20 protein-coding genes are annotated in these 19,340 nt (G+C 64.6%); 10 read left to right on the top strand and 10 right to left on the bottom strand.

Features of this window, described 5'->3' with window-relative positions:
* Positions 1 to 76: 76 nt before the first annotated feature.
* Both QFZ70_RS14845 and QFZ70_RS14840 read right to left on the bottom strand, forming a co-directional pair.
* Positions 77 to 616, bottom strand: a complete 540-nt coding sequence (locus tag QFZ70_RS14845; protein WP_307096696.1) for an NUDIX hydrolase family protein — start codon at positions 614 to 616, stop codon at positions 77 to 79.
* Positions 617 to 625: 9 nt separating this feature from the next.
* Positions 626 to 1,360 (bottom strand): VOC family protein, encoded by a 735-nt coding sequence (locus tag QFZ70_RS14840; protein ID WP_307096694.1) that lies wholly within the window; start codon positions 1,358 to 1,360, stop codon positions 626 to 628.
* A gap of 104 nt (positions 1,361 to 1,464) precedes the next feature.
* Here QFZ70_RS14840 and QFZ70_RS14835 point away from each other — a divergent pair, with 104 nt between their 5' ends.
* A complete protein-coding gene (locus QFZ70_RS14835) occupies positions 1,465 to 2,070 on the top strand; it encodes a YdeI family protein (RefSeq protein ID WP_307096692.1) in 606 nt (201 codons plus the stop codon).
* Here the strand turns inward: QFZ70_RS14835 and QFZ70_RS14830 are convergent.
* Positions 2,062 to 3,297 (bottom strand): glycoside hydrolase family 76 protein, encoded by a 1,236-nt coding sequence (locus tag QFZ70_RS14830; RefSeq protein WP_307096691.1) that lies wholly within the window; start codon positions 3,295 to 3,297, stop codon positions 2,062 to 2,064. The two genes, QFZ70_RS14835 and QFZ70_RS14830, sit on opposite strands and share 9 nt — an antisense overlap.
* Positions 3,298 to 3,425: 128 nt before the next feature.
* On the opposite strand from QFZ70_RS14830, the gene QFZ70_RS14825 reads away from it, so the two are divergent.
* Together QFZ70_RS14825 and QFZ70_RS14820 are read left to right on the top strand one after the other, a co-directional pair.
* Positions 3,426 to 4,328 (top strand): SDR family NAD(P)-dependent oxidoreductase, encoded by a 903-nt coding sequence (locus QFZ70_RS14825; RefSeq protein WP_307096690.1) that lies wholly within the window; start codon positions 3,426 to 3,428, stop codon positions 4,326 to 4,328.
* Positions 4,325 to 5,548: an acyl-CoA dehydrogenase family protein gene (locus tag QFZ70_RS14820; RefSeq protein ID WP_307096688.1), complete on the top strand. Its 1,224-nt coding sequence runs from the start codon at positions 4,325 to 4,327 to the stop codon at positions 5,546 to 5,548. The genes QFZ70_RS14825 and QFZ70_RS14820 overlap by 4 nt, the downstream gene beginning before the upstream one ends.
* On the opposite strand, the gene QFZ70_RS14815 is transcribed toward QFZ70_RS14820, so the two are convergent.
* Positions 5,545 to 6,372, bottom strand: a complete 828-nt coding sequence (locus tag QFZ70_RS14815) for a DUF1684 domain-containing protein (protein ID WP_307096687.1) — start codon at positions 6,370 to 6,372, stop codon at positions 5,545 to 5,547. The genes QFZ70_RS14820 and QFZ70_RS14815 overlap by 4 nt on opposite strands.
* A gap of 92 nt (positions 6,373 to 6,464) precedes the next feature.
* Between QFZ70_RS14815 and QFZ70_RS14810 the strand changes: the two genes are divergently transcribed.
* From QFZ70_RS14810 to QFZ70_RS14800, 3 genes are all read left to right on the top strand, one after another.
* The gene (locus QFZ70_RS14810) at positions 6,465 to 7,010 is read left to right on the top strand and encodes a hypothetical protein (protein ID WP_307096686.1); all 546 of its coding nucleotides are present in this window, start codon (positions 6,465 to 6,467) and stop codon (positions 7,008 to 7,010) included.
* A 113-nt stretch (positions 7,011 to 7,123) separates the two neighbouring features.
* A complete protein-coding gene (ppc, locus tag QFZ70_RS14805) occupies positions 7,124 to 9,946 on the top strand; it encodes a phosphoenolpyruvate carboxylase (RefSeq protein ID WP_307096684.1) in 2,823 nt (940 codons plus the stop codon).
* Positions 9,947 to 10,093: 147 nt separating this feature from the next.
* Positions 10,094 to 10,399 (top strand): hypothetical protein, encoded by a 306-nt coding sequence (locus QFZ70_RS14800; RefSeq protein WP_307096683.1) that lies wholly within the window; start codon positions 10,094 to 10,096, stop codon positions 10,397 to 10,399.
* Between the two features lie 297 nt (positions 10,400 to 10,696).
* Here QFZ70_RS14800 and QFZ70_RS14795 read toward each other — a convergent pair whose 3' ends face one another.
* Positions 10,697 to 10,828, bottom strand: a complete 132-nt coding sequence (locus QFZ70_RS14795) for a hypothetical protein (RefSeq protein ID WP_307096682.1) — start codon at positions 10,826 to 10,828, stop codon at positions 10,697 to 10,699.
* A 36-nt stretch (positions 10,829 to 10,864) separates the two neighbouring features.
* On the opposite strand from QFZ70_RS14795, the gene QFZ70_RS14790 reads away from it, so the two are divergent.
* Complete coding sequence (locus QFZ70_RS14790; RefSeq protein WP_307096680.1) at positions 10,865 to 12,685, top strand: S8 family peptidase; 1,821 nt, start codon at positions 10,865 to 10,867, stop codon at positions 12,683 to 12,685.
* A 97-nt stretch (positions 12,686 to 12,782) separates the two neighbouring features.
* Here the strand turns inward: QFZ70_RS14790 and QFZ70_RS14785 are convergent, their stop codons facing one another.
* The 3 genes from QFZ70_RS14785 to QFZ70_RS14775 all read right to left on the bottom strand — a co-directional run bounded on the left by QFZ70_RS14785 (position 12,783) and on the right by QFZ70_RS14775 (position 14,543).
* Positions 12,783 to 13,403, bottom strand: coding sequence for a DedA family protein (locus QFZ70_RS14785; RefSeq protein WP_307096678.1), 621 nt, complete (start codon positions 13,401 to 13,403; stop codon positions 12,783 to 12,785).
* Positions 13,404 to 13,436: 33 nt separating this feature from the next.
* On the bottom strand, positions 13,437 to 13,907 hold the full coding sequence (locus tag QFZ70_RS14780) for a bacterial transcriptional activator domain-containing protein (RefSeq protein WP_307096676.1): 471 nt from the start codon (positions 13,905 to 13,907) through the stop codon (positions 13,437 to 13,439).
* A 432-nt stretch (positions 13,908 to 14,339) separates the two neighbouring features.
* A complete protein-coding gene (locus QFZ70_RS14775) occupies positions 14,340 to 14,543 on the bottom strand; it encodes a hypothetical protein (RefSeq protein WP_307096675.1) in 204 nt (67 codons plus the stop codon).
* Positions 14,544 to 14,767: 224 nt separating this feature from the next.
* Between QFZ70_RS14775 and QFZ70_RS14770 the strand changes: the two genes are divergently transcribed.
* The 3 genes from QFZ70_RS14770 (at position 14,768) to QFZ70_RS14760 (ending at position 17,136) form a co-directional block, all read left to right on the top strand.
* A complete protein-coding gene (locus QFZ70_RS14770) occupies positions 14,768 to 14,971 on the top strand; it encodes a hypothetical protein (protein WP_307096673.1) in 204 nt (67 codons plus the stop codon).
* Between the two features lie 61 nt (positions 14,972 to 15,032).
* Positions 15,033 to 15,233 carry a hypothetical protein gene (locus QFZ70_RS14765; protein ID WP_307096671.1) on the top strand — a complete coding sequence of 67 codons (201 nt, stop codon included), beginning with the start codon at positions 15,033 to 15,035 and terminating at the stop codon, positions 15,231 to 15,233.
* 79 nt (positions 15,234 to 15,312) lie between these two features.
* The gene (locus QFZ70_RS14760) at positions 15,313 to 17,136 is read left to right on the top strand and encodes a hypothetical protein (protein WP_307096669.1); all 1,824 of its coding nucleotides are present in this window, start codon (positions 15,313 to 15,315) and stop codon (positions 17,134 to 17,136) included.
* 578 nt (positions 17,137 to 17,714) lie between these two features.
* Here the strand turns inward: QFZ70_RS14760 and QFZ70_RS14755 are convergent.
* Together QFZ70_RS14755 and QFZ70_RS14750 are read right to left on the bottom strand one after the other, a co-directional pair.
* Entirely contained in the window at positions 17,715 to 18,689 is a 975-nt protein-coding gene (locus tag QFZ70_RS14755) for an RluA family pseudouridine synthase (RefSeq protein ID WP_307097892.1), read from the bottom strand.
* 24 nt (positions 18,690 to 18,713) lie between these two features.
* On the bottom strand, positions 18,714 to 19,277 hold the full coding sequence (locus QFZ70_RS14750) for a TetR/AcrR family transcriptional regulator (protein WP_307096667.1): 564 nt from the start codon (positions 19,275 to 19,277) through the stop codon (positions 18,714 to 18,716).
* Positions 19,278 to 19,340: the final 63 nt, after the last annotated feature.

Genomic DNA, 19,340 nt, shown 5'->3' with positions numbered 1-19,340 from the left:
AGTTCTCTTGCGGTCCGCCCTACAGTCTACAAAGGACGGTGCCGGAAGTCGGGGACGCCGGGTGCGGCCGAGGGTGTCAGAACCCCACGCCCGCGAAGGCCAGGGCCTGCCGGATCAACCCGCCGCGCCCGCCCGTGAACTCCACCTGAACACCGGGACTGAGCACTTCCTCGGGGGTCATCCAGGTGAGTTCAAGGGCGTCCTGGCGGGGCTCGCATTCGCCCGTCACGGGGATCACGTAAGCCAGCGAGACGGCGTGTTGGCGCTCGTCGGTGAAGCCGGTCTGGGACGGGGCCGGGAAGTACTCCGCCACGGTGAAGGGGACCGGGCTGACGGGAAGCTGTGGGAACGCCAGCGGGCCAAGGTCCTTCTCCATGTGCCGGAGAAGGGCCGCGCGGATGGTCTCGCGGTAAATGACGCGGCCGGAAACGAGGGACCGGACCATGGTGCCGTCCTCGTCAGCCTGGAGGAGTGTTCCCACTTCGTTGACGAAGCCCAGCGGATCCAGCCGGACGGGCACTGCCTCGACGTAAACCATGGGCAGCCGCCCGCGCGCCTCAAAGAGGTCTTCTTCGGAAAGCCAGCCGGGATTCGGGTCAGGGGTGCGCACGTTCATGGTTAAGTTCTACCCCATGGGACGCCGCTCGGAGATCCATACCGTGGCCGGCACGTGGGGCGCGGCGGCGCCGGCATCCGGGTTGGGCACGTGGAGCGTGCTGCCAAATGCCTCCTCCGTAATGCCGGCTTCGAACCCTGCCGAGGCGAGGCGTTCCCGCAGCGGTTCCAAGCCGCCGTCGTACTCAAAGCCGAGCCCTGAGCGGGGCGTCCCCGTCGCCGGGCGCACCAGGAGGACTCCTCCGTTCTTCGCGGTGAAGTCGGCGGTTTCGTCAGCGTCCGGCACGGGACGCGGGCGGGCGCCGACGTGCCGCAGCGTCTGCGCAGCGGAGGCGGTGTCCTCCGTCAGCCAGACCCCGACGACGGCGAGGGCCGGGTCCCCGCCGCCACCCTGGGCGTCGAGGGCGGCCGGATCAGCCAGGAAACTGAAACCATCCGGCGCGGTGATTTTGCAGGCTTCGCCGTGGTCTGCCGTGATGATTTCCGCCGGCGCGGTTCCCTCATCCGCCGCCGAGAGATTGGTGCGGCGCGCAAACTCGGCCAGGTCTCCCACCTCCACCGCCAACGCGGTGGTTCCGTCCCCCGCTGTCCCTTCGGGCACGTCATGGAGGGCAAGGCGGCCCGAACCGGCGTCAAAAACGCGGAAACCGCCGTCGCCCTCGGTCAGGACCAGGCCCAGGGCGGTAAGGAGCCGGTCCCAGGACTCAATCTTGGATGTGAAGTGGAGGGGTCGGACGCGCAGCATGGCTTCTCCTTCGGTTAATCATGGGACTTTGGTGCCATCCTGCCACCTGGTTCGCCGGGTGTCGCCGCGCTTGTGCTGCCGGGTTGCAGGAGCAGAATAGGGCCATGGCCGTTGAACTTGAGGAACTGCTGGTTCCGGACGCCCCCGCCTGGCGCAGGTGGCTGGAGGAAAACCACAAAACCAGCCCCGGAGTATGGCTTGTCCTGCATAAAAAGGGCGGACAGGTCACCGAACTGGACTATGCGGCAGCGCTGGACGAAGCCCTGTGCTTCGGCTGGATCGACGGCCAGGCGAGGCGCCGGGACGGTGAAAGTTCCTTCCAGCGGATGACGCCCCGGGGACCCAAAAGCCCGTGGTCGGCACGGAACGTCACTTATGTGGCGCGGCTGGAGTCCGAGGGCCGGATGGCCGACGCCGGGTGGGCGGCGGTGAACGCTGCCAAGGAGGACGGCCGCTGGGACAAGGCCTACGAGGGACAGGCCAACGCCGAAGTCCCGGCGGACCTGGCAGCGGCAATAGCCGCGGTTCCGGCCGCCCAGGCAATGTTCGACGTCCTCACCAGGACCAACCGGTTCGCCCTGATCTACCGGACCAACTCGGTGAAGCAGGCCGCAACCCGGGAGCGGAAGATCGCCGGGTTTGTGGACATGCTGGCCCGCGGCGAGGCGCCGTATCCGCAGAAGAAGCGGCCGCCGGGAGTGTCAGAGTGATTGTTCGGCCATGGTGATCGAAGCGGCGGCCTCGATCACCATCCAGGCCTGCAGCTGCGTGGAGAGTTCGACGACGGATCCGGGCGGGTACGTGGCGTCCGCCGGGTCTGCGGCGTGCATCGAGAAGATGGGCCTTCCCGGCTGTCCCTTGCGGAGTGGTCCATCGCCGGGGCCGGCAGGCCGCTTTCCGTCCCACAACGCGACGGCAGTGTCAACCACCAGCCGGGCAGCGGTCGTCCGCGTCCGCTCATGAAGCCTGGCATCGGCTGCGGCGAGGGCCAGGTAACGGCACAGGATCCCGGTGAACAGGCCGCCGTCGCCAGTTCCGTCGCAGCGCAGGACCTTCCGGGGAGCCCCCTCGGTGTCAGGGGCTGCAGAAGCGTTCCGTACGGGAACCGTCAGCAGCCGGTCCACTCCTTCCACGAGTGCAGCCGCCCTGGCAAGGCTCGCTTCCCCGCCCACCTCAAGCAGCGCGCCCAGGACCGGGCCCTGGTTGTAGGTGTAGACCGCCCTGTCGATCAGCACATTCCCTTCGGAACTGAGCCGGGCGCCGTCGAGGTACAGGTTCTGGTCCGGATCAAAGAGGGTGGCGTCCAGCCAGTCGAGCAGTGCCTGCGCCTTTGCAGGGTGGCCCGTGCGGGCATAGTAGAGGGCAATGGGTGCAGTGGCGGGCGTGTTTTTGAAGTCCCGCTTTTTGCTCCAGAAGGCACCCCCGCCCATGTCACCGGTGCAGGCAGCGTCGAACTGCAGGGTGAGGGATGTGCGGACCCGTGCGTTGCGCCGCCGCCCCGCATTGCACGTTTCTTCTGCCAGAGTGTCGAGCCGGAGGACGGCAAGGGCGAGCCAGGCCATGTCGTCGTAGTAGTTGTTGACGTAGGTGAAGGCGTTGCGCAGCCACATTCCGGTCAGCAGCCGGGAGGCCAGCCGCCCGGCGCCGGGGTTGCTGGGGCCGTCGAATCCCGAAGCCGGGGTGGCGCGGTTCCCCAGTTCCCGCCGGCCCGCATCCACGAGGCAGTCGACGTAGTGGGCCTGCCACCAGTAGTGCCAGGGCTGGAGCAGTGTCCCCTTCAGGCCGAACCGCCAGGCAGGGGCCGGCCACTTCACCACGGCGAGGTGCGTGCCCGGAAGGAAGAACAGCTTCCTCCCAAAGAGGGCAGTCACTGAGCGGGCGGCGACGTTGGCCCTTTCCTGCCAGTCAATGGGAGAAGGAGCAGCCGCGGAAGTCATGGCTTCCACCCTAGCGGGGCAGCGGTGTGCCGAGGGCTCGTAGTGCGGACGCAGCAATTTCAGTTAACATTGCACTAACTAATGCTTCGCGGTTTCCTGCGGAAGCAGTCACGCATCAAGGAGGATGTATGGACGTCACTGGCAGCGTTGCGCTGGTTACCGGAGGCGCCTCGGGCCTGGGAGCCGCCACGGCCCGCAGGCTGTTCGACGACGGAGCAACAGTGGTGCTTGTTGACCTTCCGTCCTCGGCAGGGGCAGCGTTCGCGGAGGAGCTGAACAGCGGTGCGCTGAACAGTGCGGCTTTGAACAGTGCAGCTTTGAACAGTGCGGGTTTGAACAGTGCGGCTTTGAACAGTGCGGGTTTGAACAGCGGCGGCGGCAACGGCCGGGACGGCAGCCCGGGAAAATCGGCTGTCTTCGTGCCGGCGGACGTGACGAGCGAAGCCGGGGTACAGGCCGCCGTCGACGCCGCCACGGCACTGGGACCGTTGCGGATTGTGGTCAACTGCGCCGGCATCGCCACCCCCGGCAAGGTGCTGGGCCGGGACGGCGTGCTTCCACTGGAGGCGTTCAACCGGGTGATCCAGGTAAACCTGGTGGGGACCTTCAATGTGGTGCGGTTGGCAGCAGCGGCGATGGTCGCCAACGAACCGGCCACCACAAAGCTGGGTGGACCCGAACGGGGCGTCATCATCAACACCGCTTCCGTGGCCGCCTTCGAGGGGCAGATCGGCCAGCCTGCTTACGCAGCCTCCAAAGGCGCTGTGGCGGCCATGACCCTTCCCATCGCCCGGGAGCTCGCGCGCTCGCTGGTCCGGGTGGTGGCCATAGCTCCGGGGATCTTCGAAACGCCGATGATGGCGGGGCTGCCGCAGGAAGCGCAGGATTCCCTGGGCGCCCAGGTGCCGCACCCCTCCCGGCTGGGCAGGCCCGACGAATACGCCAGCCTGGTGGCGCACATTGTGGACAACGCCATGCTGAACGGTGAAACCATCCGGCTCGACGGCGCCATCCGGATGGGACCTAAATGACAAGCCCCTCCTACCCGGCCGCAGAAACCCTGTCCGGCCTGCCCTCGGCGGACTTCTTCGCCGTCGAGTCCCTGCTGAACCAGGCCGAGCGGGAAAAGCTGGCAGAACTGCGCGGGTTCCTGGCAACCGAAGTCGCACCTTACGCGGGGGACTGGTGGAACAAGGCCGAGTTTCCGGCGCACATCCTGCCCAAACTGGCCGCCCTGCAGCTCAGCACCCCGGCACAGCGCGGCTACAGCCATCTGTTCGCCGGGCTGGTGATCGCCGAGATGACGCGTGTGGACACCTCGATCGCCACTTTCTTCCTGGTCCATCACGACCTTTTTGTTGAATCGCTCTACGCCTTCGGCACCGCCGACCAGAGGCACCGGCTGCTGGAGGACGCCTCGAACCTGCGCATCACCGGTGCCTTCGCTCTGACCGAACCGAACCACGGCTCCGACGTTGCCGGGGGCATGGAGACGCGCGCCAAGAGGATCTCGTCCGCCACGGGAAAGCCCGACGACGGCGGGGACACCTGGGTGCTGAACGGGGCGAAGCGGTGGATCGGCAACGGGACGTTCTGTGACTACATGCTGGTGTGGGCGCGGGACGAGGCCGACAGGTCAGTGCGTGGCTTCATCGTGGACGCCACCCTCCCGGGGGTCAGCCGGTCCCGGATCGAAAACAAGATAGCCCTGCGCACCGTCCAGAACGCCGACATTGTTCTTGATAACGTCCGGGTAGCTGAAGCCGACCGCTTCGCCGCCATCAACAGCTTCGAGGACACCAACGAACTGCTGCGCGGCTCGCGCATCATGGTTGCCTGGCAGGCCGTGGGGCAGCAGTTGGCGGCGTTCGATGTTGCCCGGCAGTACGCCGTCGAACGCCGCCAATTCGGACGCCCGCTGGCGCAGTTCCAACTGGTCCAGCAACAGCTCGTGACCATGCTCGGCAACGCCGTGGCGAGCATGGGCATGATGGTTGGCCTTGCCAGGCTGCAGGACGAAGGCGCCGCTGACATGCCGCAGGTGGCCCTCGCCAAGTCCTACCTCAGCGCCCGGATGCGTGAGAGCGTGGCGCTGGGCCGGTCAATCCTGGGCGGAAACGGCATCGTGACCGATTACCGGATGGCGAAGATTTTCGCGGACGCCGAGGCCATCTACACCTATGAAGGATCGTTTGAAATCAATACCCTAATAGTGGGCCGCGCCGTCACGGGGGTGTCCGCCATCGTCTAGTCCCCGGCAGGATACGGCTGCAGCTCGCCCGCCTCGACCCGCACGTCCAGGGAGTTGTTCTTCACGGGCATCGGGCAGGTGCCGTAGGGGGTGAAGGCGCTGGGGTATTTAATGGCGCGGTTGAAATCGAGGACCACCGAGCCGTCCGGCCGGGGCCTCGGCAGGGCGAGTTTGCGCCAGTCATCGGTGGTATCGCCGTTGGTTTCGTCGTGGAACGTGACGGTCAGGGCGCCGAGCTTTTCCTCCTCCGCCTGCAGCCGGCATTCGCGGGGGCTGTCCGGAAGGCGGAACACCACCTCGCCCACCGTGCGGTGGATTCCGTCCACCAGGGGATTGGCCGTCGCGATGGGCACGTCCACCGGCTCTGGGTAGGGCTCGAACCTGCCGGCCACCTCCCAGCGGGGGTCATACCCGTAGGTGGGCACGCCGTCGAATTCGGTAAAAATGGGGGAGCCCTCGTCCCTGGTGCGGATGGCGTACCTGCCTCCGCGCATGGCCAGTTCAACCACCACCTGCGTCCCGTCCACGCCGCCGAACCGGACCCACATCAGCGACTCCTCATCGGCGAGCGCGGCGGATACCGTCCCACTGACCGGTTTGCCCGACTCCACCAGGGACAGCCCGTCCTCCGGCACCGCGGTGAGTGCCGCCGTCGTACCGTCCGTTGACCACAGCCCGGGCGCCAGCTCGACGGCGGCCGGGGAGTCCTCCAGCCACTGGAAGGAGGTGAGGGTCAGCCAGCCGTGGCGGGCGGCGAGGGCCTTGTTCCGGTTGTCACGGAAGCGCTGCCAGCGCTCCAGCTTGGCGGTGGGAATGGTGCTCATGGTTCCTTTCGCAGATCTTCTTGCCGGGCTATAACTGCCCGGGCCGGATGTTCATTCCGCGGTGACGGTGTACCCACTGTTGAATAGGCTGCGTGGATATTTTGGCAGGAGTAAGCGGTGAGTCGCTCAGGGCGCTGACCTGGATCAGTGCGGTTGTCTGTGGAGCGGCAGTGCTGGTGTGGCGGCGGCGCCGCCCGGACCAGGCGCTGCTGGCCGCCGTGATGGTGTTTATGGCCGCGAGCGTGGGCGCAGGCATCTATGTCCTGAACCATGTGAGCGACGGACGCTGGGGCGGTGACGCGCAGGCCAAGCTCAGTGCGCCGTCGTTGTCCGGGGCGCCGGTGGTGGGGGACTTTCTTAAGCCTTTGGAAGGGGCGCTGGGCGGCATGGCGGACGGCGTCAACGATTTCATAGACTTCCGGTCGGCCCTTCCGGTGGCTTTGGACTACTTTGCGGCGGCAGGCTGGGCATTGGCAGCGGCCGTACCGGTGGGACTGCTGGTCCTTGCGGCCAACGCCCGGGCCGCACGTCGGCGGAATGCCGCACTGGCCCGCTACAGTTCCGAGCTGGAAGCGCTCCGGGTGGAGCTGGAGGGCGTAAAGCGCCATGTCGGTTACCCCGGGAACGACATTATCTGAGACAAATTGCCCCGGGGCCCCGGACTGCGGGTAGCATCTTTAGCTAGTAACGTGGCTCACAGTATCCAGCGCAGTGTACGAGCCAAGTCCGAAACCCTCGAAAGATAGCTTCCATGGCTCACACTGCAGCACATCCCGAAACAGATCTTGCCTCCGAACTGAGGGCAGATGTCCGCCGCGTCTCCACCCTCCTGGGTGAATCCCTGGTCCGCCAGCACGGGCCGGAGCTCCTGGACCTCGTGGAGCAGGTCCGCCTCCTCACCAAGGAATCCAAGGAAGCGGCCCGCGGGGGTGCGGACGCCACCGGGCCGTGGAGTGCGCACGACGTCGTGGCCCAGGTCCGCGAACTCCTCGGCTCCCTGCCCATCGAGCAGGCCACCGACCTGGTCCGTGCTTTCGCCTTCTACTTCCACCTCGCCAACGCTGCTGAACAGGTCCACCGCGTACGGGGCCTGCGGACGCGGGCGGAGAAGGACGGCTGGCTCGCAAAAACCGTCGCCGAGATCGCGGAGCAGGCCGGGCCCGGCGTGCTGCAGGAAGTGGTGAACGGACTCGATGTCCGGCCGATATTCACCGCGCACCCCACTGAGGCCTCGCGCCGCTCCGTGCTGGACAAGATCCGCAAGCTCTCCGACGTGCTGGCCCAGCCCACCGCCGAGGGCACCACGGCCCGCCGCCGCCAGGACCGCCAGCTCGCCGAGATTATCGACCAGATGTGGCAGACGGATGAACTCCGCCAGGTCCGGCCCACCCCGGTGGACGAAGCCCGGAACGCGATCTACTACCTGGGCGGCATCCTCACGGACGCCATGCCCGAAATGCTGACAGAACTCGCCGAACTGCTGGGCGAACACGGTGTCAGCCTCGCGTCCCAGGACGCCCCTATCCGGTTCGGTTCCTGGATCGGCGGCGACCGTGACGGCAATCCCAATGTCACCGCGGCAGTAACCCGGGAAATCCTGCAGATCCAGAACCAGCACGCGGTGCGGATCAGCATCGGCATGATGGATGAACTGATCTCCATCCTCTCCAACTCCACCGCCCTCGCCGGCGCGGACCAGGCCTTGCTGGATTCCCTCGACGCCGACCTGAAGAAGCTGCCCGGGCTGGACCGGCGGGTCCTGGAGCTCAACGCCCAGGAGCCCTACCGGCTGAAGCTCACGTGCATCAAAGCCAAGCTGATCAACACCGGCAAGCGGGTAGCGGCAAACTCCAATCACGAGCATGGCCGGGACTACAGCGGAACCGACGAACTCCTGGCAGACCTCGAACTGCTGGAACTCTCACTCCGAAACCATTCGGCGTCGTTGGCTGCCGATGGCGCCCTTGCCCGGGTCCGCCGGGCCGTCGCGTCCTTCGGCCTGCACTTGGCCACGCTGGACATCCGCGAACACGCCGACCATCACCACGACGCCGTGGGCCAGCTGATGGACCGGATCGGCGGGCCGGGGCTGCGGTACGCCGAGCTGAGCCGCAAGGAACGCTTTGAGGTGCTGGGCTCCGAGCTTGCCTCACGCCGTCCGCTGTCCGGCCACCCGATCAAGCTTGACGGCGCCGCGGACGGCACGTACGACGTCTTCCGGGAGATCCGGCGCGCCCTGCGCATGTATGGCCCGGATGTCATCGAGACCTACATCATTTCCATGACCCGCGGTGCCGACGACGTACTGGCCGCTGCCGTCCTGGCGCGTGAGGCCGGCCTGGTGAACCTCTTCGGCGAGAAGCCCTACGCCAAGATCGGGTTCGCGCCATTGCTGGAGACAGTGGAGGAGCTTCGCGCCTCAGCGGAAATCGTGGACCAGCTGCTCTCCGATCCTTCCTACCGGGAGCTCGTGCGGCTCCGCGGGGATGTCCAGGAGATCATGCTGGGGTACTCGGACTCCAACAAGGAGTCCGGCGTGATGACCAGCCAGTGGGAGATCCACAAGACCCAGCGCAAGCTGCGGGATGTGGCCGCCAAGCACGGCGTGCGCGTGCGCCTGTTCCACGGCCGCGGCGGCTCCGTGGGCCGCGGCGGCGGGCCCACCTACGATGCCATCCTGGCCCAGCCCAACGGAGTCCTGGAAGGCGAAATCAAGTTCACCGAACAGGGCGAGGTCATCTCGGACAAGTACTCGTTGCCCGAGCTGGCCCGGGAAAACCTCGAGCTGTCCCTGGCTGCCGTGCTGCAGGGTTCGGCCCTGCACCGCGATCCGCGCACCTCCGCGGACCAGCGGGAACGGTACGGGCACGTGATGGAAACCATTTCCGACGCCGCCTTTGAGCAGTACCGGAACCTGATTGACGATCCCGACCTGCCCGCCTACTTCCTGGCGTCCACGCCCGTGGAACAGCTGGGCTCCCTGAACATCGGCTCCCGCCCGTCCAAGCGCCCGGATTCCGGCGCGGGGCTCGGCGGCCTGCGTGCCATCCCGTGGGTGTTCGGTTGGACCCAGTCCCGCCAGATCGTCCCAGGCTGGTTCGGCGTCGGGTCCGGCCTCAAAGCTGCCCGTGAGGCAGGGAACTCCGCGCAGCTGGTGGAGATGTGGGAAAACTGGCACTTCTTCCGGTCCGTGCTCTCCAACGTGGAGATGACCCTCGCCAAGACCGACATGGACATTGCCGGCTACTACGTGTCCACCCTGGTTCCGGAAAAACTGCACCACATCTTCCGGGCTATCCGCGAGGAATACGAGCTCACCGTGGCCGAGGTCCAGAACTTGACAGGCGAGAACCTCCTCCTGGACGCCCAGCCCACACTCAAGCGCTCTCTGGAGATCCGCGACCAGTACCTGGACCCCATCAGCTACCTGCAGGTGGAACTCCTCCGCCGCGTCCGCGCAGAAGCTGCGAACAAGGCTGATGGCATCAGCGGGGCCGAGATCGACGAACGCCTCCAGCGGGCCATGCTCATCACCGTCAACGGTGTGGCGGCCGGCCTCCGCAACACCGGGTAATCCCCAACGCCCGCTTCCATCCGGCGGCTTATTGGCGAACGCCCGCTCAACTGGTGAGCGGGCGTTCACGTTTTTCCTGCCAAAAGTGAGCGCGCGTTCGCGTTTTTCCTGCCAAGAGTGAGCGCGCGTCTGGGTAGGGTTGGGGGCATGCCTTCGTTCCAGACCCGCCTGAAAATCACTGGCCTGCGCCCCGGCAATCTGCCCGAAGCCGTTATGGAGGCAGCGGTGGAGGCACTGGAAACACGCCACCATGTGGAGTCGAACCAGCTGCAGATCGCCGGCGGGGTGCCCCAGCTGAACCTGCGCTTCCTCGTGGAGGCTACGGAATACAGCGGTGAGAACCAGCAGGCGCTGGAGTCGGCAGCCATGATGCGCGACGCCGTCGAACGCGTTGCGCTGACCGGCTCGCTGATGGTGCTGCGGCGCAGCCGTGGCCGCTGGGCGCCTGTCTAGAGCGGGCTAGGCCTAGTCCTCGTCCCGGCGCCCTACGCATTGGCCTGGTTGGCTGCCCGACCGGTTCAGTCCTGGCTGCAGTACCGCTATGCCTAAGGAAGGCGGAGGGGGGGGCGGCGCCGACAGTCGTCCCTCGCTGATGGCAGGTCCTGAGGTGGCTCCTCAACACGAGCCAAGGTTTGTCGCATAGAACGCACAGGATTTTCGTAGGAATCGGCGTCGTGAACCAAATCCCGTTCTTGCATCCAAGATCCGTGTCTACAGTTACTGGGGTCAGCGCGGCAAAAGAGGGCTTGCTTAATCGTTCAGCCATTTGTATCGCCGGTCTTTCGACTTGCCCTGGCGCAGGTTGAAGCCACCGATATAGCCCTTCATGACGACGCCACGCACACCGCCCGTGACCACAGCGAGACTGCGTCGCGTGTTCATAAGGCCTTTACTCCAAGATCTCCGAACGGAAATTGCATGAAAAAGTTTTCGTCCTATGCACCTTTAGCTGTTATTTCCGTTTTAGTTGGATCGATAGCTCTATCTATAACCCCTGCTGTTGCTCATGCTGATCTCACGGTTGATGATCGGCTCGCCCAAACTCCTTTCCATACCGCTGCCCTACCTGAAGGGGAGAATAGGTATATTGTGAAATACGTCAATGATGTGAATGCGGAAGCAGAGTCGGACTCGCTGGGACTAAAAGGGATCGAAGTAAAAGGTACTCTTTCCCACGCAATGAAAGCTTCAGTAGTTATCGCAACACCTAAGGAATTGGAGTCCCTGGAAAACTCAAAAGACGTAACCTCAATCGAACTTGACAGTCGTGCTTCGATTTCAAGTTCTACTTCTATCTGGGGGCTTGACCGAGTAGATCAACGATCTGGAAGAGACGGACAGTACAGCATCGGTGATGAAGGCGCCGGGGTGAATGTCTACGTTGTTGATACGGGGTTGTACCTTTCCCATTCAGAATTTTCCGGCAGGGTTCCTGCAATGTGGAACGGAATCAATGATGGCAAAGGGGTTAACGACTGCAACGGTCATGGAACACATGTCGCCGGAAGCGCCGCCGGAACAACTTATGGCGTTGCCAAGAAAGCGAACATCATCCCCGTCCGAACGCTTGAGTGCGACGGGAGTGGATGGTCTTCAACCGTCATGGCGGGGATTGACTGGGCGATTTCACACCATGTTACTGGCCAGCCAGCCGTGATGAACCTAAGCGTTGGCGGTTTTACCAATGCTTCATTTGAAGAGGCCGTTCAAAGCGCCGTAAATGATGGAATTACAGTAGTAGCAGCAGCAGGCAACTCCGGTGTAGATGCCTGCGCCACTTTCCCCTCCCGAGTTCCATCCGCCATTACTGTCGCAGCAACGAATATCAACGATGCTCAAGCTTCATGGTCCAACTACGGTTCTTGCGTTGATATTCAGGCTCCCGGAGTGTCCGTTAGGTCTGCGTGGAACAACTCTCCTACCGGATACAACACTTTGGATGGCACCTCAATGGCTACTCCTCACGTTTCTGGGGCAGCCGCAATTCTGCTTTCCCGTCACCGTTCGCTGTCTCCAGCAGAAGTTCAACAGACAATAATCAATAACGCTACTACGGGTTTAGTCAGTAGCAACAAGGGTGCAACTCCTAACAGGTTGCTATTTGTACCGTCTCCCACTCCTAACCTTCCCTCCTGCTCACCTCTGAAACTCGGCGATGCATGGGCCGGAGTAGGGACACATTGTGGGCTGCAAGGAACAGCACCTTCTGTTCTCTCTACCGCGGAAGCGACTGCAGCTGTAACTGAATCACCTGCCCCCGTCGTAACTGCCGTTGAATCTCCTGCTCCTGTTTCTGCTGCCAATCTCACTCCCCATGCTACTGAGGCGGCGCCTGCCCCTGCCCCTGCTGATGAGACCTCTCATCAGGTTGCATCCACTTTCGCCCCATCCTCATCCCATGCTGGCAACGCGGAGCAGGAAGTGTCGATGGTTGAACCGGAAGTGCTTGCACCTCCGGCGGCAGCGGACCGGGTCAGTAACGAACCCGAAACGGCACCTTCGGCAACAGCGGCTGCAGCTTCTGCTCCATCACCACGTGGTGCTTCAGCTGTCGCTTCCGTCGGGGGCGCATTAGCAGACCCCACGGAGGGTAAGGACGTCACTCAGGATCACAACCCGATTTGGGCAGCCGCTGTCGGATCGGTTCTTTGTGGAGCGGCTATTACATATGGATTCAGGAGACTTAGATTCACTAAAGGGCCGCTGACAATGCGACAGCGCCCTCCCTCTCAATGCTAACGGTGGGCCAGATTGCGATCTGTCCCGCGAAGCACAAACAATCCGCTCCGCCGTATACACAACATCAAATTGTCTACAACGTCCCTAGGAGTTACACCTAGGCCAGTGGGGGCTCCGGCTCCTCAACCGGCGATCTGCTGCCGCGCCGCCGCGTCACAATGATGCCGACGACGACGCCGATCACCAGTCCCATCGCCACGCCGATCAGCGAGCTGGCCCAGAACGGCAGGCCGGTTGCTGAGCCGGTGAAGTAGCCCAGCCCCACCAGCCAGCAGGCCCAGAGCATCGCGCCGAGCCCTGCGCACAGGCTGAAGCCGCGGACCGAGACGTTGGCGATCCCGGCAGTGGCGGACGTGGCCAGCCGTCCGCCCGGAATGAACCTGGCTCCGATGATGGTTCCGTACGTGGACGAGCGCCCGGCCCTGGCAATCGCCTCGTGGATTCCGGAATGCACGTGCCGACCCCAGGTCCAGCGGTCCAGGATGTGGCTCAGCCGCCGCCTGAACAGTTGGAACACCACAACGTCCCCGAGCCAGGAAGCCAGAGCGGACAGGGCCAACACCAGGAACACGTTGGCCCGGCCGTCAGCGGAAAGTGCCCCGCCGGTAATCACCACCATCTCGGACGGGACGGGCGGAAAGATGGCGTCGCCGAGCACGATGGGGATGATCCAGAAATAGATGGCCGTGCCCCAGCTGTCTGCGCTGCCGAAATCCATTGCCACAACGTACCGCAGATCCAGGTAACTGGCTCAGCGCCGGACGAAGTCGGACACGAGGTCGCTGAGCTGGTCAGAAGGCGGAACTCTAAGTTCGTCGTAGAGCCGGCCAGCAAACATCGTGTAGGCGCGGACCGCCGCAGCCCTGTTTCCGGCGCCAAGGTGAGCTTGGACCAGCAGCAGGTGGGCAGATTCCCTCAGGGGTTCGATGCCTGCCGCAGCCAAAGCGGCATCCACGGCCCTTGCGGGATCACCCGCCGCAAGATGCTGCCGGGCCAGGAACTCCAGGGCGCCCAGACGCAACTGCCGGAACCGCTCCTGCTCGAAGACTACCCAGTCGTCGTACCAGCCAGGGAGCAGGTCGGCCCGGCCGAGGCTCTCCACGTAGGTGTCCGGGATTTGAGCTTGCGGCTGTGTTTGTATCGTGGCCACCTGCCGTTGCAATGCCCTGGTGTCCACGCGGACGGATTCGTCGAGTTCCAGTGTGTCAGCTCCTGTGTTCACCAGGTGCGGGAAGGTGTGGGAGATGCACCAGACGGTGGTCCGCAGATTCCCCGCAGCCTGCGCTTCAGTGCTTTTCGGCCACAGAAGCCCGGCCAGGAAGCTTCGGTGGCGGCACCCGAATAATCCCAGGCATGCGAGGAGCCGTTGCTCCCGACTGGCCACGGTCACGGCAGTACTGCCTCGGCGCAACCGCCAAGCCCCCAGCAGACTTAAGTGCCACTCCTGTCCGAGAGTCACCGTCATGCCAATCCCTCTCAAAAGACCGGATAACACCGATCCCCCCGAGTACCATGGTGGCACCCAGCCGAGACATGTCAAGTCATTTTAGTAACAGCGGTTTCAGGAGCTTACATACCGGGACCGTCGTCCAAATAATGGTACGGATGGATAGGCCCAAGGGCTTATGAATCGGCCTGGGTGGGGGCGGGACGGTCACGTGCCGGGAGTGCCCTCCGGCGCCTGCAGGCGGTCGAGCCAGCGGCGGACAGCAAGCAGGACCGCGTCCGTATCGGCTGCTGTCTCCACAAATTCTGTCTCTTGGCCTGGCTGGCTGGAGATCAGGCGCGCCCGCAGCGGGTGGTCGTGAGCGGGTTCGACCCACGCCCGGATTACCATCGTGCCTTCAATTTCCGCCATAAAGGAGGCGCCTGCTTTCCTTGTCTGTAACTTCGAACCGCATTTTCCGGTATTCAAGTCTTATTACTGCCCGGTTTGACCATCCTAGGCACAGAATATTCGCCACCCAAGTCAAGCCTGTCACAGCGGCGTTACTGGATAACAAAATCATGATGCTGCAGTAACGTGACCGCCACGGCCCCCCGCGTTGACTGTTCGGGAGACGTCGAGAGGGGGTGATTGACATGATGAAGGAACTCACTATCCAGGAACTGGAAGGCGAGCAGGTGGAGTTGCTGCCTTCGCGGGAGACCCTGTACTTCGGAGGTGACAGCGTTAACCTGGCAAGCGTGTACGCGACCAACACGTCCGTGGCGTTGAACGCGGGCTCACTGTTCTCGGAGGCATACAGCGCTGCAGTCCAGAACATCGCTGTCGTCCAGCACTAGCTGAGTCAATCCTTTTCCATGTCCGGACCTGGGAATGCCCGGGGGAGAGAGGTGGGGTGCTATGACAGCATCTACCGCGCTAACACCGGTGGATCTTGACGCTGAGGTTGTGGAGCTGCTTCCGATGAAGGAAACGCTTTACTTCAATATCAACGTCTCTCCCGTGATCGCTGTGAACCTGTCGATGGCCGTAAACGCGGCCTCGATCGGTTCCATCGCAAACTCGGCGGCGTTGCAGGACATCCTGGTCCTGCAAGAGTAGGTTCATCGGTTTCCAACGCGGTGGGCATGCCTTTTTGGGGCATGCCCACCGTCCTACTCGCTCAACCAGTGGGGGGAAAGTGGCAACTGCATCCGATTCGGCCGTGCTGCGGCGGTGGCTCCCCTCGCCGGGCGTTGTATTCCTCGGTCAGGTGGAAGGCTCAGGGCTCAAGAACAGCAGCTATTTGCTGCAGCGCGGGGACGGGCAGGTCGTCCAGCTTTCGGAGCTGCTCCATGTGGTGATGCTCTCCCTTTCCCAGAACAAGTCCGCCGGGGAAGTAGCGCAGGAAGTCAGCAAGGCCTACGGGCGTGAGCTGGACGTCAACGGGCTCCTCCACCTTGTGGATAACAGGTTGGCCCCGATGGGCCTGGTTGTGGAGGCCGGAGGCGACGCCGGCGCACTACCGGGATCCGGCCCCTTACCGACGGCTAACCCATTGCTGGCCCTGCGGCTGCGCGGCACACTCCTTCCGGGGAATGCCGTCAACGCCTTGGCGAGGATCCTTGCTCCCCTCTATTGGGGACCGGTGGTTGCCGCAGTCCTGGCTGTCCTGGTCGTGGTCGATGTCCTGCTGCTGGCCAGGGGCGATCTAATGGCTTCCCTGCAGCAGGTCCTGGTCACTCCTGCGCTCCTCCTGGGCGTCGGCGCACTGCTGACAGCCGGGTCCGTGATCCACGAGATCGGCCACGCGGCGGCATGCCGGTACGGGGGCGCCAAACCCGGAAGGATCGGCGTCGGCGTGTACCTGGTTTTTCCCGCCTTCTTCACCGACGTCACCGACTCATACCGCTTGGGCCGGGCGGGCAGGATCCGTACGGACCTGGGCGGGCTGTACTTCAACTGCCTTTGCCTGATCGGGCTGGGCGGCGCCTACCTGCTGACCGGGCACGGGTTTTTCCTGCTCGCGGCGGTGCTGATGCACTTTGAGATGATCCAGCAACTGGTGCCCACGCTTCGCTTCGACGGCTACTTCGTGCTCGCCGATATAGCCGGCGTGCCGGACCTCTTCAACCGGATCCGCCCGGTGCTGCTGAGTCTGATACCGGGCCGGCCGGTAGACCCGCGGGTCGCCGAACTCCGCCCGTACGCCCGGCGCATCGTGACAGCCTGGGTTGTCACGGTGGTGCCGCTCCTCTTCCTGGCGCTCGGGTGGATGCTGCTGAACCTGCCCATGATCATCCAGCAGACCGTCGCAGCCATCCGGCAGCACGCGCTCGCCACTGGTAACGCCATCGCCGCCGGAGACGCCGCCGCTACCGTGCTTTCAATGTCCTCCATCTTTATGTTGTCCCTGCCGCTCATCGGTTTGGGCATCCTGCTGTACCGGCTGCTGTTGGGACTTCTCTCCCTCCTCCTGCGCCTGGCAAAGCACGCGGGTGGGCCAGTAGCGGGGCGTGCGGCGGTGAAGCCCGAGCGTGTTGGGACGCCCGCGAAATCCGGGCGGTCAGACAAAGCCGTGCCCTTCCAAAAACCCGTGCCGTCCCAGAAAGGAGAGCCAGCCATGGCTATCGCAGTCACCCCCGCGGCTACAGCCGACGACGGCGTCCCCAACCTCCAGAATTTCCTCGCCGAGCGGCCGACGCCGCCCGCGGTGCTGGCCGAGGAAGGCTGGCAGGGTGCGCTCCGCCGGCTCACCCGGCAGCTCCATCAACCCGGCTCCCGGCCGCCGCGAACGCGTTCACTTGGAGGCCGTCGACGACGTGCAGCGCCGGTTGGACGGACCCCGGACGGTGGTGGTGGTCAACCCCAAGGGCGGTGCCCACAAAACCACCGCCACCCTGCTCCTTGCCGCCACACTGGGCATCCACCGCGGCGGCTACACACTGGCATGGGACAACAACGAAACCCGCGGCACCCTCGGCTGGCGCGCCCCGCTGGCCGGGCACCCCCGGACGGCCGTTGACCTGCTCCAGGAGGTGGACCGTTTTGAAGACCCCGTCCTGGGAAGGATCGGCGATCTTGACCGGTACGTGCGCTACCAGGGTTCCACGCAGTTCGACGTGCTCGCCTCGGACGAGGACGCGGCAGGTGCGGCGACCATCGGCAGCCGGGAGTTTGACCGGCTGCATACCGCGCTCCGCCGTTTCTACCGCCTCATCATGGTGGACACCGGCAACAACATGCGGTCCTCGAACTGGGAAGCCGCCGTGGCCGCTGCGGACGAGCTGGTCATCATCTCCACCCTGCGGGAAGACACCGTAGCCAGCGCCGTGTGGCTGATCGACGGCCTGCGCGAACGCGGCTTCCAGGCCAAGGTCAGCAACGCCGTGACGCTGCTGGCCGCACCCTCCCGGCAGACGGACCTCCAGCTGCGCGCCAGGACGCGCAGCCACTTCGCAAGCCTGACGAGAGAAGTCCTGGACGTTCCCTACGACAGGTCCCTGGTTTCAGGCGCTCGGCTGAACTACCAGGCGCTGCAGCCGGAAACCCGTGAGGCGTGGCTGCACGCTTCCGCGGCGGTGATGCGCGGGCTCTGAGCCGTCAGCGGGTAAGGAAGGAACCGGCGGCCTCGCTGAGCTGCAGCCGGCTGCGGTACTCCACCGGCTTCCCGGAAATGGGGTCCACGAACCGGATGCCGCGGGCCAGGAGCTGCAGCGGCCTGGTGTAGTCGTCCGGGGCCTTGTCCAGCAGCTCGGGGTAGAACGCGTCGTTGACGATCCCCAGCCCCAGGGACGCCATGTGAACCCGCAGCTGGTGGGTCTTGCCGGTGTGGGGTTCCAGCCGGTACAGCGCCCGCCGCGGGGGACTTCCGCAGCCCGCAGCGGCGGCGGAAGCACCGGCGTCGAACGTTTCCAGCCGCTCAATCCGCGTTTCCGCGTTTGGCTCGCCGTCAATCACTTCGGCCAACAGATAACTGCGGGACTTGGTCATGCGGTTGCGCACCACCACGGGAAATTCGACCGCGGGAAACCCATGGGCTGGCTCCGCGGCGGACACGCACTCGTAGTCCTTCTGAACCTGGCGTTTCTCAAAAAGCACCTGGTACTTGCCCCGGGTGTCAGGGTTCGTGGAGAGAAGCAGGACACCGGCCGTCATGCGGTCCAGCCGGTGCATCGGAATCAGGTCCGGGAGGTCCAGCTGGTTGCGCAGGCGCACCAGGGCCGATTCCTGGATGTAGGTCCCGCCCGGCGTGGTGGGCAGGAAGTGCGGCTTGTCCACCACCAGCAGGTGCTCGTCCTGGTGCAGGATGCCCAGCTCCACAGGAATGCGGGTCTCGGGCGGCAGCGTCCGGTAGTACCAAATGAACGTGTGGTCCTGCAGGGGAGTGGAGCGGCTGAGCGGTGCACCGCCCTCGCCGACGATCTCTCCGGCGTCGAACCTGTCCTCAATGCCCTGCGGATCGATATGCCCCCAGCGGTGCATCATGTAGTCCATTGCGGTGTCCCACGGGCCCTCCCCGGGAAGGCGCAGGCGGGTGGCGTTGACGCCGTCGCGCACGGGGAGGGGGGATTGCATCACCCTCCAATTCTACGGGTTGGGTCAGGCGGCCCAGCCACGCGCGACGGCGTCCAGCGCTGAGCTGTACGCGGCGGCCCAGTCCGCGTCCGGCGGCCCCACCTGCGCCAGTTCCAGGCTCATCAGTCCGTGCACCTGGCCCCAGATTGCGAAAGCGACCATTTCAACCGGCGCCGGCCGCAGGGCGCCCTCGGTGTGTGCGGCAGCCACGGCCTCCATGAGGGGTTCCATGGACCCGGCAGCCACCTCCGGGCTGGGCTGGCAGTCCACGTACGCCGCCAGCGCGCCCCCGAACATCAGCCGGTAGAGCGCCCGATGCTCCAGCGCCCACACTCTGTAGGCGACGCCGACCCCCCGTAATCCTCCCGTGGCAGCAGCACGCTGGGAGTCGCCGAAGGACCGGAATCCGTCATCCACCACCGCCGTCAAGAGCTGTGACTTCCCGCCGAAGAGGGAGTAAACGGCTGTGGTGGAAGTACCGGCCGCAGATGCCACATCCCGCAGCGTCACTCTGGCCGGCCCGTCCCGGTCCACGAGTTCGGCGGTGACACTCAGCAGTTGCTGCCGCAAGGAATCGTTGTGCACCATAGTCACCGTCTTCCTCATCGGCATGCGCGCAAACCGCTGGTGGAAGGCAGGTACGGTGGGCAA

It is taken from the genome of Arthrobacter sp. V1I9 (assembly GCF_030817075.1).
GTDB lineage: Bacteria > Actinomycetota > Actinomycetes > Actinomycetales > Micrococcaceae > Arthrobacter.
This window is presented reverse-complemented; position numbering and strand designations above follow the sequence as displayed.